The following is a 13,947-nucleotide window of genomic DNA, read 5'->3' on the forward strand; positions in this document are numbered from 1 at the left end:
GGGTCCTCGCTTGCGCGAGGATGACGATGCTTTTGATGCTTCGCCAATACGGATGTGATCGAAGAAAACGACACGGGCCGCATATGCGGCCCGTGTCGATGACGCATGGAACGGTGTGGCGGCGAATCAATCGCCCAGCGTCAGCAGCGACGCATTGCCGCCGGCCGCCGTGGTGTTCACGGTGACGGTCTTCTCAGTGGCGAAGCGCGGCAGGTAGTGCGGGCCGCCGGCCTTGGGGCCGGTGCCGGACAGGTTCTGGCCGCCGAAGGGCTGCACGCCGACGACCGCGCCGATCTGGTTGCGGTTGACGTAGATGTTGCCGACCTTGGCGCGCTGCACGATGCGGTCGATGGTTTCGTCGATGCGCGAGTGGATGCCGAGGGTCAGGCCGAAGCCGGTGGCGTTGATGGTGTCGACGACCTGGTCGAGCTGGTTGGCCTTCCAGCGGATCACGTGCAGGGCCGGACCGAAGTTCTCGCGCGTCAGCTGCGACAGCGAAGTCAGTTCCCAGGCGCGCGGGGCGAAGAAGCTGCCGTGCGCGACCGAGTCGTCGGTGGTGGCAACGGCAATCTGCTTCGCTTCCTTCGCCATGCGCGCAGCATGGTCTTCGAGCAGCGCCAGGGCGTCGGTGTCGATCACCGGGCCGACGTCGGTCGACAGCAGGCCGGGGTCGCCGACCTTCAGCTCGGCCATCGCGCCGGCGAGCATGTGCACGACCTTGTCGGCGATGTCGTCCTGCACGAACAGCACGCGCGCGGCCGAGCAGCGCTGGCCGGCGGAGGTGAACGCGGAGGAGACCGCATCCTTGACGAGTTGTTCCGGCAGCGACGAGGAGTCGGCGATCAGCGCGTTCTGGCCGCCGGTTTCGGCGATCAGCACGCCGATCGCGGCGTCGCGCGCGGCCATGGCGCGGTTGATCGCGCGGGCGGTGTCGGTCGAACCGGTGAACGCGACGCCGGCCACGCGCGGGTCGCGGGTCAGGGCGGCACCGACGGTGGCGCCATCGCCGGGCAGGAACTGCAGCACGGCCTCCGGGATGCCGGCTTCGTGCAGCAGCTTCACGGCGGCGTAGCCGACGAGGTTGGTCTGCTCGGCGGGCTTGGCGATCACGCTGTTGCCTGCGGCGAGCGCGGCGGCGACCTGGCCCATGAAGATCGCCAGCGGGAAGTTCCACGGCGAGATGCAGACGAACACGCCGCGACCGGCGAGCTGCAGGGTGTTGGATTCGCCGGTGGGCGAGGGCAGGGCCTCGGGCGCGAAATGCTTGCGCGCCTGGCCGGCGTAATAGCGCAGGAAGTCCACCGCTTCGCGCACTTCGGCGACGCCGTCGGGAATGGTCTTGCCCGCTTCCTTGGTGCACAGCGCGATGTAGGCCGGCATGCGCGCTTCGAGCAGCGCGGCGGCGTGTTCGAGGATCGCGGCGCGGCTGGCGGCCGGGGTGGCATCCCATGCAGGCTGCGCGGCGACCGCGTTCTGCAGCGCCTGCTCGACGGTGGCGCTGTCGGCAGCCTGCCAGTGGCCGACGGTCTGGCGGCGGTCGGCGGGATTGGTCACGGCGATCTTCGTGCCGGAGGCGCTGGCGCCCGGCACCAGCGGCGCTGCGGTCCAGTCGCCGGTGACGGCGGCGTTGATCTGGTCGGCGAGGGCGCGCAGCTGCGCGTCGTTGGCGAGGTTGATACCCATCGAATTGTCTCTCTCATGGCCCTGGCTGCGGAACAGATCCACGGGCAGCGGGATGCGCGGATGCGGAATGCTGTCGAAGGCGGACGCGACTTCGATCGGATCGCGGATCAGATCGTCGATCGACACGGCCTCGTCGGTGATGCGGTTCACGAAGCTGGAATTGGCGCCGTTCTCGAGCAGGCGGCGCACGAGATACGGCAGCAGGTCCTCGTGCGAACCCACCGGCGCGTACACGCGGCAGGGCACGTTCAGACGGTCGGCCGGGATGACCTCGGCGTAGAGATCGTCGCCCATGCCGTGCAGCTTCTGGAATTCGTACTTCGACGTCGCGTTGCCGGACGCCGCGCCGGCGCCGAGCACGGTCGCGGCCATGCGGTGGATAGCGGCGATGGTCTGCGCGTTGTGCGTGGCGAACATCGGATAGACCGCGTCGGTCGCCTTGAGCAGGCGGCAGGCGCAGGCCTGGTAGGACACGTCGGTGTTGGGCTTGCGCGTGAACACCGGATAGCCGCTCTGGCCATCGACCTGGGCGCGCTTGACCTCGCTGTCCCAGTAGGCGCCCTTCACCAGGCGCACCGGAATGATGCGGCCAAGGCGACGGGCCTGGTCGGCGATGAAGTCGATCACGAACGGCGCGCGCTTCTGGTAGGCCTGGACCACGATGCCGAAGCCGTTCCAGTCCTGCAGCGAGGCATCGGCGAGCACGCCGAAGATCAGGTCGAGCGACAGCTCGAGGCGGTCGGTCTCTTCTGCGTCGATGGTCAGGCCGATGCCGTACTGCTTCGCCAGCTGCGACAGCTCCAGCAGGCCCGGGCCGAGTTCGGCGAACACGCGGGCGCGCTTGGCGTGCTCGTAGCGCGGATGCAACGCGGACAGCTTGACCGAGATGCTGGGCGTGGCGAACACGTCGGCATCGCGGAAATGGCCGTTCGGGCCGCTTTTGCCGATGGCGTGGATTGCCATGCGGTAGGCCTCGAGGTAGCGCTGCGCGTCCTTCGTGGTCAGCGCGCCTTCGCCGAGCATGTCGAACGAATAGCGGTAGTTCGCGTTGTCGCCCTTGCGGCTGCGGGCGAGGGCCTCGTCGATGGTGCGGCCCATGACGAACTGATGGCCCATGATCCGCATCGCCTGGCGCACCGCGAGGCGTATGACCGGCTCGCCGACGCGGCTGATCAGGCGCTTGAAGGCGTTGTGCACGTCGCGCTTGGTGTCGTCGGCGAGATTGACCAGGGTGCCGGTCAGCATCAGGCCCCAGGTCGAGGCATTGACCAGCACGGAGTCGGACTGGCCCAGATGCCGTTTCCAGTCTGCCTCACCGAGCTTGTCGCGGATCAGCTTGTCGGCGGTGTCCTGGTCCGGGATGCGCAGCAGGGCCTCGGCCACGCACATCAGCAGCACGCCTTCCTCGCTGCCCAGGTCGTACTGGCGCATGAAGGCTTCGATCGCGCCCTGGTCCTGCGCCCGCGCACGCACCCGGCGCACGAGGTCGGCCGCGGTGGCCTGGACGGCGGCGCGGTCGGCCGCGCTCCAGTCGGGATGGGGCTGGCGGGCGTCCGCGAGCAGTTCGCGGACATGCTCGGCCTCGTCGCGGACCCAGGCGGCGGTGATCGCCGCGCGCAGCGGATCCGGCCGGGCCGGAAGTTCGGGGGACAGGATCGGATCGGCGGTCACGTTGGCAGGAGCCCGGCGTGCGGAAGGAAGCCGCGGATTCTATCGTGGGCGCACGCGTTTCCGTACCCCCGAGCTTATAACGGTATGGCAGAACGGCGGGGTTTGCTTGCTCGTGCGGGGCGCGAACGGATACCATTCTTCGGTTCCCCGGGGTCGAATCGACGCTCGTGCGCCTGTCCAGTCGGCACGACACGCGTCCTTCGGCCTCCCTAGCAACCTATGAAGACTCGGGCAGTCAGACTTTTGGGGTTTTGGGCCATGGTGCAAACGCGTGCGTGTTGGACAACGTGGGGTCGGGCGATGATCGCCCTGGCTTCGCTCCTGGTGCCGGTGGCGGCGATGGCCCAGGCGGCCGATCCCAAGCCCTGGCAGCTGAACATGGGGCAGGGTGTCACCGAATCGTCGAAACACGCCTACGAAGCGCACATGCTGGCGCTCTGGATCTGCGTGGTCATCGGCGTGATCGTGTTCGGCGCCATGGCCTACGCCATGTTCAAGTTCCGCAAGTCCAAGGGCGCCAAGCCCGACGTGGACTTCACCCACAGCACGAAGCTCGAGATCGTCTGGACGGCCGTGCCGGTCCTGCTGCTGGTGGCGATGGCCTTCCCGGCCACCAAGAAGCTGATCGCGATGTACGACACCCGCAACGCGGAGATGACGATCAAGATCACCGGCTACCAGTGGCTCTGGAAGTACGAGTACCCGGGCACCAAACCGGGCGAGTCCTTCGGTTTCACCAGCCGCCTCGACCGCAAGAGCGACCAGATCCGCCAGAGCAAGGTCGATGCCCGCACCGCCGGCCATGCGCACTACCTGCTCGACGTGGACAACCCGCTGGTCGTCCCGGTCGACACCAAGATCCATTTCCTCATCCAGGCCGACGACGTGATCCACGCATGGTGGGTGCCGGCGCTGGGCTGGAAGCAGGACGCGATCCCGGGCATCACCAACGAAGCCTGGACCGAGATCAAGACGCCGGGCATCTACCGCGGCCAGTGCGCCGAGCTGTGCGGCAAGGACCATGGCTTCATGCCGATCGTGGTCAAGGCCGTGAGCAAGGCCGAGTTCGCCCAGTGGGCCGCCGAGCAGCGCGCGAAGAACGCGCCGCCGGCCCCCGCCGCGCCGGCAGCGCCCGCCGAGGCCCCGGCCACCGAAGCCGTGCCGGCTGCCGAAGCCGCCGCGCCGGTGACCGCCGCCGCCGAACAGAACGCCCCCGCAGCCGCCGCCAAGTCGGCCGGCTGATCGCATCACATTCGAGGTAAGTCATGGCCACCACTCACGCCGACCACGCCGCTGACCATCACGACGACCACGGCCACAAGCAGGGCTTCATCGATCGTTGGTTCTTCTCGACCAACCACAAGGACATCGGCACGCTGTACCTCGTGTTCAGCTTCGTGATGTTCATCATCGGCGCCGCGATGTCCGTGGTGATCCGCACCGAGCTGATGACCCCGGGCCTGCAGCACGTCAGCCCCGAGTTCTTCAACTCGATGACCACCATGCACGCGCTGGTGATGATCTTCGGCGGCGTCATGCCGGCCTTCGTCGGCCTGGCCAACTGGATGGTGCCGCTGCAGATCGGCGCGCCCGACATGGCCCTGCCGCGCATGAACAACTGGTCCTTCTGGATCATGCCGTTCGCCTTCGCGCTGCTGCTCATGACGTTCTTCCTGCCGGGCGGCGCGCCTGCCGGCGGCTGGACGCTGTATCCGCCGCTGTCGCTGCAGGGCGGCTTCAACCTGTCGTTCGCGATCTTCGCCATCCACATGATGGGCATCAGCTCGATCATGGGCGCGATCAACATCATCGCGACCATCCTCAACATGCGCGCCCCGGGCGTCGACCTGCTGAAGATGCCGATCTTCTGCTGGACCTGGCTGATCACCGCCTTCCTGCTGATCGCGGTGATGCCGGTGCTCGCCGGCGCGGTGACCATGCTGCTCACCGACAAGTTCTTCCTGACCAGCTTCTTCAACGCGGCCGGCGGCGGCGACCCGGTGATGTTCCAGCACATCTTCTGGTTCTTCGGTCACCCCGAGGTCTACATCATGATCCTGCCGGCCTTCGGCGTCGTGTCGGAAATCATCCCGACCTTCAGCCGCAAGCCGCTGTTCGGTTACCAGGCGATGGTGTACGCAACCGCGTCGATCGCCTTCCTCTCGTTCATCGTGTGGGCGCACCACATGTTCACCGTCGGCATGCCGCTCGGTGGCGAGATCTACTTCATGTTCGCGACCATGCTGATCGCGGTCCCGACCGGCGTGAAGGTGTTCAACTGGGTCACCACGATGTGGCGCGGCTCGATCAGCTTCGAATCGCCGATGCTGTGGGCGATCGCCTTCGTCATCCTGTTCACCATCGGCGGTTTCTCGGGCCTGATGCTCGCGATCGTCCCGGCGGACTTCCAGTACCACGACACCTACTTCGTCGTCGCGCACTTCCACTACGTGCTGGTCACCGGCGCCCTGTTCGCGATCATCGCCGCCGTGTACTACTGGTGGCCGAAGTGGACCGGCCGCATGTACAACGAGAAGCTGGCGAAGTTCCACTTCTGGTGGTCGATGATCTTCGTCAACCTGCTGTTCTTCCCGCAGCACTTCCTGGGCCTGGCCGGCATGCCGCGCCGCATTCCGGACTACAACGTCGTGTTCGCCGACTGGAACCTGATCAGCTCGATCGGCGCCTTCGGCATGTTCGCCACGCCGTTCATCATGGCCTTCGTGCTGTGGCATTCGCTCAAGCACGGCGCCAAGGCGGAAGCCCGCTCGTGGGAAGGTGCGAAGGGCCTGGAGTGGACCGTGCCGTCGCCGGCGCCGCACCACACCTTCACCACGCCGCCGGTGATCAAGGACGGCGATCTCGCCCACGGCGACATCACCCACTGAACCCATTGATCGGCGTCCCACGGCAGGCATGAGCACGCAAGCGCCCCTTACGCAGGAACAGGTCGCTGCCCGTCGCGCTTCGGCGCGGCGGACCGCGCTGGTGTTCGCGTCGATCGCGTTCGCGGTCTACGTGGGCTTCATCGTGCTGAACGCGGTGGCCAAATGAGCGCGAAGCGACATCGCATCGGCATCGGCGGCATGGTTGCGGTGACCCTGCTGGCCTTCGGTTTCAGCTTCTCGCTGGTGCCTCTGTACCGCATCGCCTGCGAGAAGGTGTTCGGCATCCGCCTCGAGCGTGGGCCGGCCGCGGAGGGCGACGCCGTCGCCGCCGTGCGCGATGACCGCATGGTCACCGTGGTCTTCGATTCGAACGTCAACTCCAAGCTGCCGTGGGAATTCCAGCCCCACGTGCTGACGATGCAGGTGCGTCCGGGCGAGCCTTACGAGACGACCTACGTGGCCCGCAACCGCAGCGACCGCGACATCGTCGGCAGCGCCACGCCATCGGTGGCGCCGGCCCGCGCGTCGCAGTATTTCAACAAGACCGAATGCTTCTGCTTCACCGCGCAGACCCTCGCCGCCGGCGAATCGCGCGACATGCCGGTGCGCTTCATCGTCGACCCGGGCCTGCCCGACGACGTGAAGACCGTGACCTTGTCCTACACTTTCTTCAAGAACGACGTGCTGACCGCCAGGCTTTCCGAGCCTGCGGCCGGCGCGGCAGGTGCGCCGCGCAGCGCGCCCTGACCTGTTCTCCACCCATTCCGACAGCCCCACGCGAGACGACCGCCATGGCCCAAGCGCACGCCGACCACCACGATTCCGCGATCTACTTCGTGCCGCACAGCAGCAAGTGGCCGGTCTTCGCCTCGGTCTTCCTGTTCGTCACCATGCTCGGCCTCGCCAGCTGGCTGAACCATGCCAGCTGGGGCAAGGCGACCTTCTATGTCGGCCTGCTCGGCCTGGCCGGCATCCTGTTCAAGTGGTTCGCCGACGTGATCCTCGAATCGGTCAGCGGCTTCTACAACAAGCAGGTCGACGTGTCCTTCCGCATGGGCATGGTCTGGTTCATCTTCTCGGAAGTGATGTTCTTCGCAGCCTTCTTCGGCGCGCTGTTCTACGCCCGCCAGTTCGCGCTGCCGTGGCTCGGCGGCGAAGGCGACGGCGCGATGACCAATGCGACCCTGTGGCCGAACTTTACGGCGGCCTGGCCGAGCAGCGGCCCGGGCCAGGTCGGTGGCACCTTCCAGACGATCCCGGCCTGGGGCCTGCCGCTGATCAACACCCTGATCCTGCTGACCTCCGGCGTCACCGTGACCCTGGCGCACCATGCGCTGAAGGCCGCGCAGCGCAAGGCCCTGCTGTTCTGGCTGGGCGCCACCGTGCTGCTGGGCTGCGTGTTCCTCGTGCTGCAGGTCGAGGAATACATGCACGCCTACAACGAGCTGAACCTGACCATGGGTTCTGGCATCTACGGCTCGACCTTCTTCATGCTCACCGGCTTCCACGGCGCGCACGTGACCCTCGGCACCATCATGCTGGCGATCATGTGGCTGCGCTGCGCCAAGGGCCACTTCACCAAGGAAAACCACTTCGCGTTCGAAGCGGTGGCCTGGTACTGGCACTTCGTCGACGTGGTCTGGCTGGGCCTGTTCCTCTTCGTCTACGTCCTGTGATCCCGGGCTGCTCCGGCGTCGCGCCGGAGCGGTCTTCGTTCGACGGAAACGCGGAAGGCCGGCATTGCGCCGGCCTTCGTGTCTGGGTCATCGGTGTTGCGTCGCGTTCGAATCCGTCACTGCCCGTGTTCCGTATCGGTGTCGCGGGCTGCAAATCCGTTCGACGGGTTCATCCGGCCGGGTTGCGACCCACGCCGTGCGGCTCGATCCATCCCATGTAGATGGCCAGGATCAGCAGCAGGATCAGCGCCACGGACAAGGCGATGCGCTTGGTCAGGGCGTTGACCGTGCGTTTGGTCTGCCCCTTGTCGACCAGCATGTAATAGAGCCCGGCGCCCAGGTTCCACAGAATCAGGATCAGAAACCCGACGATGAGCAGGGTCTTCAACGAATCGCTCATGACCACCTCCGCAGGCGCGCGGTTGCGCCCGTTGTGCCGTGCATTATCGCAGGCGATGGAGGCGAGGGGGTGATGTCCGGATTGCGCCGACATCCGGTGTTGCTGTGGGCGTTCGCGTTGCTGGCGATGGCGGGTTTCGCATCGCTGGGCGTGTGGCAGCTCGGCCGCGCCGAGATCAAGCGCGAGATGCTCGCCGACGCGCAGCGTGCCCTCACCGCGCGCACCGCGCAGCCTGCCAGCGTGATCGTCGATTCCGCGCGCGCCGATGCCTACGACTGGGTCGAGATCAGGGGGCGTTTCCTCGATGCCCCTGCGGTGCTGCTCGACAACCAGCAACTGCAGGGCCGTGTCGGCGTGCGTGCGTATCGCGTGTTCGAGACCGAGGCCCGCGTTCGTTTGCTCGTCGATCTCGGCTGGGTCGCCCTGCCGCCCGATCGCACCCTGCCGCAGGTGCCGCGCGATCCCGCACGCGATGCACTGCGCGGCCTGCTGCTGCCGCCGCCGGGCAGCGGCCTGCGCCTCGGCGAGCCGCAGCCGCAGCCCGATGGCAGCCTCCTGGCGACGCAGGTCGAGCCCGACGCCATCGCTCGCGCGCTGCGCCTGCCCGGCCTCGCGCCGCGCGTGCTGCGGCCGGAAGCGGAGGCCGGCTTCGGCTACCGGCGCGATTTCGACATCCTCCCCAACACGCTGCCGCCGGAAAAGCATCTCGGCTACGCCGTGCAGTGGTTCGCGCTCGCACTGGCAGTGCTGGTGACCGCCGTGCTGCTGACCGTGCGCCGTGCCCGTCGCCTTCGTTCGTCTCCTGGACACACGCCTGAGTAACGCTGCAATGACCACGCCCGATCCGTCCCGACGCAACCGCAACCGTCTCGCGCTGATCGCGATCTTCGCCATGTTCTTCGGCGGCTTCCTCGTCGCAGGCCTGCTGCGCTTCTCGGGCTGGCGCCCGGAGGGCATGAAGAACCACGGCGAACTGCTCGATCCTCCCGGCGACCTGCGCCAGGTCGTGCCGACATTGGTCGATGGCGGCGAATATCGCTGGAACCCGGGCGAACGCATGTGGCGGATCGTCGTCGCCGCGCCACCGGGCTGCGATGCGCCCTGCGTCAAATTGACCCAGGACCTCGAACTGGTGCGCGAACTGTTCGCGCAGCGCGCCGATCACGTCCACCTGCTGTGGATCGGCGAATTCCCGGAAAAAGGCCTGCGCTCCCCGGCGTTGCGTCTGCTCCGCGACGAGCCGGCCCTGCGAGCCGGGCTGCCGCGCGTGGATGACCCCAAGGGCGTTCCCGTCTATGTCATCGACCCCAACGGCTTCGTCATTCTGCGCTACGCTCCCGGCTTCGATCCCGGGCATCTGCGTACCGACGTGGCCAGGCTGCTGAAACTGAAATGACCGACGCCACCGACACTTCGCCTTCGTCCCGCCCCCCTGATCATCGGCCTGCCGTGAATAATCCCGCCGCCTCCAAGCCTGCCGCTGCCAGGCCCGCCGTCCATAAACCTGCTGTCCATAAGCATTTCCACCGGATCGCATGGCTCGCGGTCGCGCTCACGCTGTGCGTGATCGTGTTCGGCGCCTTCGTGCGCCTCTCCGACGCGGGGTTGAGCTGTCCCGACTGGCCGACCTGCTACGGCCGTGCGGCGTGGCCCAAGGAAGTCTCCGAAGCCGCGGCGCATTCGGCGAGCGAGATCCGCCCGTTCGAGACCCACAAGGCCTGGCGCGAGCAGGTCCACCGTCATGCTGCCGCCACGCTGGGCCTGCTGGTGCTGATCCTCAGCCTGTTGGCCGCGCGCAAGCGCAAGCTCGGTATCGCCCAGATCCTCGTCGCCTCCGGCTTCGTCGCCGCCGGCATCCCGCTGTACATGCACGGCTACATCGCTGCGGCGCTGGCCTCCGCCGTCATCGGCGAACTGATCCTGCTCGTCGCGGCGCTGCGATGGAGCAACGACGACCTCGCGAGGGCGGCGGCCTTCACGCTGATGCTGATCGTGTTCCAGGCGCTGCTCGGCAAATGGACGGTGACGATGCTGCTCAAGCCGGTCATCGTCATGGGGCATCTGCTCGGCGGCATGACCACCCTGGCGATGCTGTCGTGGATGGCATGGCGCGCCACCGACCGGCCGATTCGCATCGCCGGCGCCACCGCGATGCGCTGGTGGCTGATCGGCGCCGTATTCGTCGTGGGCGTGCAGATCGCGCTCGGCGGCTGGGTCAGCGCCAACTACGCCGCGCTGGCCTGCGGCAACGATTTCCCGACCTGCGTCGGCAAGTGGGTGCCGCCGACGGACTTCCGCGAAGGCTTCGTCCTGTGGCGCGGCGTCGGCGTGGATTACGAAGGCGGCGTGCTCGACGGCGCATCGCGCATCGCGATCCAGCTCGCGCATCGGATCATGGCGATCGTGGTCTTCGCCTACCTGCTTGCGCTGGCGGTGAAGCTGATCCGCACGCCGGGGCTGTGGCTGACCGGCGTCGTGCTCGCTGCGCTCACGCTGATCCAGGTCGGCCTGGGCATCGCCAACGTGAAGCTGGGCCTGCCGCTGGCCGTGGCCACCCTGCACAACGCCGGTGCCGCGCTGCTGCTGTTGCTGCTGGTCAGCCTGCTGGCGCGGCTGCGCCGTCCTACGGAATAACCGCTGACCATGGCCTTTCCGATGCGCGAATACTGGGCGCTGACCAAGCCGCGCGTGGTGGCGCTGATCGTGTTCACCGCCTTCGTCGGCATGTTCCTGGCCGTACCGGGACTGCCGCCGCTGCGCGAAAGCGTGTTCGGTTTCCTCGGCATCTGGCTGGCGGCGTCGAGTGCGGCGGCGATCAACCACCTGATCGACCAGCGCATCGACCGGGTGATGGCGCGCACGCAGCACCGCCCGCTGGCCACCGGGGCGCTCAAGCCCGCGCAGGTGCTGGCCTTCGCGGTGTTCCTCGGCGCGCTGTCGATGACGATGCTGATCTCGATGGTGAACCCGATCACCGCCGCGCTCACCTTCGCGTCTCTGATCGGCTACGCCATCGTCTACACCGCCTGGCTCAAGCGCGCCACGCCGCAGAACATCGTCATCGGCGGCATCGCCGGCGCCGCGCCGCCGCTGCTGGGCTGGGCTGCGGTCACCGGCATGCGCAACGAGTGGGACTGGGCGCACGCGCTGCTGCTGGTGCTGATCATCTTCGTCTGGACGCCGCCGCATTTCTGGGCGCTGGCGATCTTCCGCCGCGACGACTACGCGCGCGCGCTGGTGCCGATGCTGCCGGTGACGCACGGCGTGCAGTACACGCGCTGGCAGATCCTGCTGTACACGGTGCTGCTGGTGATCGTGACCGTGCTGCCCTATGCGGTGAAGATGAGCGGTGCCTTCTACCTCGGTGGCGCGCTGGTGCTGGGCGCGGTGTTCCTCTGGTACGCGTGGCGCCTGCTCGATCCGCCGGACGATTTCTTCGCCATGCGCACGTTCAATTACTCGATCGTGTACCTGATGGCGCTGTTCGCCTTCCTGCTGCTGGACCACTGGCTGATGCCCCTGCTGGCGCCGGTGCCGGCCTTCGAGCTGCAGCCCGCCGGCTGATAACGGATTGACCTCGCGTTGATCGTGCTTGCCCGTCTCCGGACGGTCACTCGACCCATCCCGGCTGCGGCGCTACGCTTGGACGATCCAATGTCGAGGGTCGTTCCATGCGCCGTGCGTGCCTGTCGCTGCTGTCTGCCGCCATCCTGTCCCTGAGCTTCGCCGCATCCGCAGCGCCTGCGCCGGAGGCCCGGGGCAGTGTCGTCACCGCCGCGCGCATGCTCGACGTGCGCAGCGGCCGCATGCTGAAGGACGTGCAGATCCTCGTCCAGGACGGCCGCATCAAGCAGGTCGCCAGCGATGGTCGTGCATTGGAGGGCGGGGCAGGCCTGCCCCGTCATGACCTCGGCAACATGACCGTGCTCCCGGGCCTGATCGACATGCACGTGCACATCGACAGCGACCCGACCTTCAGCGGCTATTCCTACCTGCAGTTCAACGACCGCTTCTGGTCCGCGGTGTCGGTCACGCATGCGCAGAAGACGCTGATGGCCGGCTTCACCACCATCCGGAACCTTGGCGCCGACGACTGGAACGACGTCGGCCTGCAGCAGGCGATCGACCAGGGACGCGTCGTCGGTCCGCGTATCGTGCCGGCGGCCTACGCCTTCGGCGCCACCGGCGGACACTGCGACTCGACCTACTTCCCGCCGTCGATGCGCGACCGCAACGAATACAACGCCGACAATGCCGAAGAAGCGCGTCGCTCCGTGCGCGAAGTGCGCAAGTACGGCGCACAGGTCATCAAGATCTGCGCCACCGGCGGCGTGTTCTCGCGCAACACCGAACCCGGTCAGCAGCAGATGACCTATGCCGAGATGAAGGCGGTCGCCGACGAAGCGCGCATGTGGGGGCTGAAGGTTGCTGCGCACGCGCACGGTACGACCGGTATCCGCGAAGCGATCCGCGCTGGCATCGACACCATCGAGCACGCCAGCCTGATCGACGACGAAGGCATCCGCCTCGCGAAGCAGAACGGCACCTATCTCTCGATGGACATCTACAACACCGACTACACGCAGGCCGAAGGCGCGAAGAACGGCGTGCTCGAGGACAACCTGCGCAAGGATCGCGAAATCGCCGAACTGCAGCGACAGAACTTCCGCCGCGCCCACCAGGCCGGCGTGAAGATGGTCTACGGCACCGACGCCGGCATCTTCCCGCACGGCGACAACGCGAAGCAGTTCGCGGTGATGGTGCGTTACGGCATGACGCCGGTGCAGGCGATCCAGGCTGCGACACTCAACGCCGCAGAGGCGCTCGGTCGCAACGACATCGGCGTGATCGAAGCAGGTCGTTATGCCGACCTGGTCGCCGTGCCGGGCGATCCTTCGACCGACGTCACCGCGCTGGAGCGGGTCGGGTTCGTGATGAAGGGTGGGGTAGTCGCGCGCGAGCAGTAATCGGGCGCTCGCCTGCAGGTCCGCGCAAGGATGCGCGGCACCATGCCTCATCCCGGGGCGGCCAGTCGCCGATAGCGCGCATCCAGCGCCGCGACATGCCGCTGCAGATCTTCCAGCGTTCCCGCATTGACGATCATGTCATCCGCGATGGCGAGGCGCTGTGCGCGTGTGGCCTGAGCGTCGATCATCCGGTCCGCGAGCGTGGCGTCGATGCCGTCACGCTGGATCAGTCGCTGCCGCTGCGTTTCGACCGGGACATCGACGACCAGAATCCGCTGCAGCCAGGGATAGGCCGCGCGTCCGCCGACTTCTGCGAGCAGCGGGATCGCGGCGATGGCGTAGGGACTGGTGGCGGCTTCGCATTGCTCGACGAGCAGCGCGCGCACGCGGGGATGCACGATGCCTTCGAGGCGGCGGCGCGCATCGGCATCGTCGAACACCCGTTTGCGCATCGCGGCGCGATCGAGCTTGCCGTCGGCATCGAGCACGTCGTGGCCGAAGACCTCGACGATTTCCGCCAAGCCTGCGCTGCCCGGTGCCACCGCATCGCGCGCGGCGATGTCGGCGTCCGCGACCACGATGCCCAGGGCTTCGAACGCGCGGGTCACTGCGGTCTTGCCCGAGGCGATGCCGCCGGTCAGCCCGATGCAGTACGTCGCCAT

13 protein-coding genes are annotated in these 13,947 nt (G+C 67.3%); 10 read left to right on the top strand and 3 right to left on the bottom strand.

Going from position 1 to position 13,947, the window contains the following annotated elements:
- Nucleotides 1-126: 126 nt before the first annotated feature.
- Nucleotides 127-3,354 (bottom strand): bifunctional proline dehydrogenase/L-glutamate gamma-semialdehyde dehydrogenase PutA, encoded by a 3,228-nt coding sequence (gene putA, locus ACFQ0E_RS09015; RefSeq protein WP_386823322.1) that lies wholly within the window; start codon nt 3,352-3,354, stop codon nt 127-129.
- Nucleotides 3,355-3,654: 300 nt separating this feature from the next.
- On the opposite strand from putA, the gene coxB reads away from it, so the two are divergent.
- Genes coxB through ACFQ0E_RS09040 form a run of 5 tightly spaced genes read left to right on the top strand, consistent with a single transcriptional unit; the run spans nt 3,655 to nt 7,918 of the window.
- Nucleotides 3,655-4,596, top strand: a complete 942-nt coding sequence (gene coxB / locus ACFQ0E_RS09020) for a cytochrome c oxidase subunit II (protein ID WP_386823323.1) — start codon at nt 3,655-3,657, stop codon at nt 4,594-4,596.
- A 23-nt stretch (nt 4,597-4,619) separates the two neighbouring features.
- Nucleotides 4,620-6,242: a cytochrome c oxidase subunit I gene (gene ctaD, locus ACFQ0E_RS09025; protein ID WP_386823324.1), complete on the top strand. Its 1,623-nt coding sequence runs from the start codon at nt 4,620-4,622 to the stop codon at nt 6,240-6,242.
- Nucleotides 6,243-6,270: 28 nt separating this feature from the next.
- Nucleotides 6,271-6,408 carry a hypothetical protein gene (locus ACFQ0E_RS09030; protein ID WP_386823325.1) on the top strand — a complete coding sequence of 46 codons (138 nt, stop codon included), beginning with the start codon at nt 6,271-6,273 and terminating at the stop codon, nt 6,406-6,408.
- A complete protein-coding gene (locus tag ACFQ0E_RS09035; protein WP_386823326.1) occupies nt 6,405-6,989 on the top strand; it encodes a cytochrome c oxidase assembly protein in 585 nt (194 codons plus the stop codon). The genes ACFQ0E_RS09030 and ACFQ0E_RS09035 overlap by 4 nt, the downstream gene beginning before the upstream one ends.
- 44 nt (nt 6,990-7,033) lie before the next feature.
- Complete coding sequence (locus ACFQ0E_RS09040; protein ID WP_386823327.1) at nt 7,034-7,918, top strand: cytochrome c oxidase subunit 3; 885 nt, start codon at nt 7,034-7,036, stop codon at nt 7,916-7,918.
- Between the two features lie 169 nt (nt 7,919-8,087).
- Here the strand turns inward: ACFQ0E_RS09040 and ACFQ0E_RS09045 are convergent, their stop codons facing one another.
- Complete coding sequence (locus tag ACFQ0E_RS09045) at nt 8,088-8,318, bottom strand: twin transmembrane helix small protein (RefSeq protein ID WP_386823328.1); 231 nt, start codon at nt 8,316-8,318, stop codon at nt 8,088-8,090.
- A gap of 72 nt (nt 8,319-8,390) precedes the next feature.
- On the opposite strand from ACFQ0E_RS09045, the gene ACFQ0E_RS09050 reads away from it, so the two are divergent.
- From ACFQ0E_RS09050 to ACFQ0E_RS09070, 5 genes are all read left to right on the top strand, one after another.
- On the top strand, nt 8,391-9,140 hold the full coding sequence (locus tag ACFQ0E_RS09050) for an SURF1 family protein (protein ID WP_386823329.1): 750 nt from the start codon (nt 8,391-8,393) through the stop codon (nt 9,138-9,140).
- 7 nt (nt 9,141-9,147) lie between these two features.
- Complete coding sequence (locus tag ACFQ0E_RS09055) at nt 9,148-9,714, top strand: hypothetical protein (RefSeq protein WP_386823330.1); 567 nt, start codon at nt 9,148-9,150, stop codon at nt 9,712-9,714.
- A gap of 53 nt (nt 9,715-9,767) precedes the next feature.
- The gene (locus tag ACFQ0E_RS09060) at nt 9,768-10,952 is read left to right on the top strand and encodes a COX15/CtaA family protein (protein WP_386823331.1); all 1,185 of its coding nucleotides are present in this window, start codon (nt 9,768-9,770) and stop codon (nt 10,950-10,952) included.
- 9 nt (nt 10,953-10,961) lie between these two features.
- Nucleotides 10,962-11,882, top strand: a complete 921-nt coding sequence (cyoE, locus tag ACFQ0E_RS09065) for a heme o synthase (RefSeq protein ID WP_386823332.1) — start codon at nt 10,962-10,964, stop codon at nt 11,880-11,882.
- 107 nt (nt 11,883-11,989) lie between these two features.
- A complete protein-coding gene (locus ACFQ0E_RS09070) occupies nt 11,990-13,285 on the top strand; it encodes a Xaa-Pro dipeptidase (RefSeq protein ID WP_386823333.1) in 1,296 nt (431 codons plus the stop codon).
- Nucleotides 13,286-13,332: 47 nt separating this feature from the next.
- Here the strand turns inward: ACFQ0E_RS09070 and coaE are convergent, their stop codons facing one another.
- Nucleotides 13,333-13,947: a dephospho-CoA kinase gene (gene coaE / locus ACFQ0E_RS09075; protein WP_386823334.1), complete on the bottom strand. Its 615-nt coding sequence runs from the start codon at nt 13,945-13,947 to the stop codon at nt 13,333-13,335.

The sequence above is a fragment of the Lysobacter brunescens genome (genome assembly GCF_042677005.1).
GTDB lineage: Bacteria > Pseudomonadota > Gammaproteobacteria > Xanthomonadales > Xanthomonadaceae > Lysobacter_I > Lysobacter_I brunescens.

Coding starts and splice junctions, on each gene's coding strand:
- ACFQ0E_RS09045 (WP_386823328.1), bottom strand. CDS start 8,318: ATGAGCGATTCGTTGAAGACCCTGCTCATCGTCGGGTTTCTGATCCTG.
- ACFQ0E_RS09050 (WP_386823329.1), top strand. CDS start 8,391: ATGTCCGGATTGCGCCGACATCCGGTGTTGCTGTGGGCGTTCGCGTTG.
- coaE (WP_386823334.1), bottom strand. CDS start 13,947: ATGGCGACGTACTGCATCGGGCTGACCGGCGGCATCGCCTCGGGCAAG.
- ACFQ0E_RS09040 (WP_386823327.1), top strand. CDS start 7,034: ATGGCCCAAGCGCACGCCGACCACCACGATTCCGCGATCTACTTCGTG.
- cyoE (WP_386823332.1), top strand. CDS start 10,962: ATGGCCTTTCCGATGCGCGAATACTGGGCGCTGACCAAGCCGCGCGTG.
- ACFQ0E_RS09030 (WP_386823325.1), top strand. CDS start 6,271: ATGAGCACGCAAGCGCCCCTTACGCAGGAACAGGTCGCTGCCCGTCGC.
- ACFQ0E_RS09035 (WP_386823326.1), top strand. CDS start 6,405: ATGAGCGCGAAGCGACATCGCATCGGCATCGGCGGCATGGTTGCGGTG.
- coxB (WP_386823323.1), top strand. CDS start 3,655: ATGATCGCCCTGGCTTCGCTCCTGGTGCCGGTGGCGGCGATGGCCCAG.
- ACFQ0E_RS09070 (WP_386823333.1), top strand. CDS start 11,990: ATGCGCCGTGCGTGCCTGTCGCTGCTGTCTGCCGCCATCCTGTCCCTG.
- ACFQ0E_RS09055 (WP_386823330.1), top strand. CDS start 9,148: ATGACCACGCCCGATCCGTCCCGACGCAACCGCAACCGTCTCGCGCTG.
- ctaD (WP_386823324.1), top strand. CDS start 4,620: ATGGCCACCACTCACGCCGACCACGCCGCTGACCATCACGACGACCAC.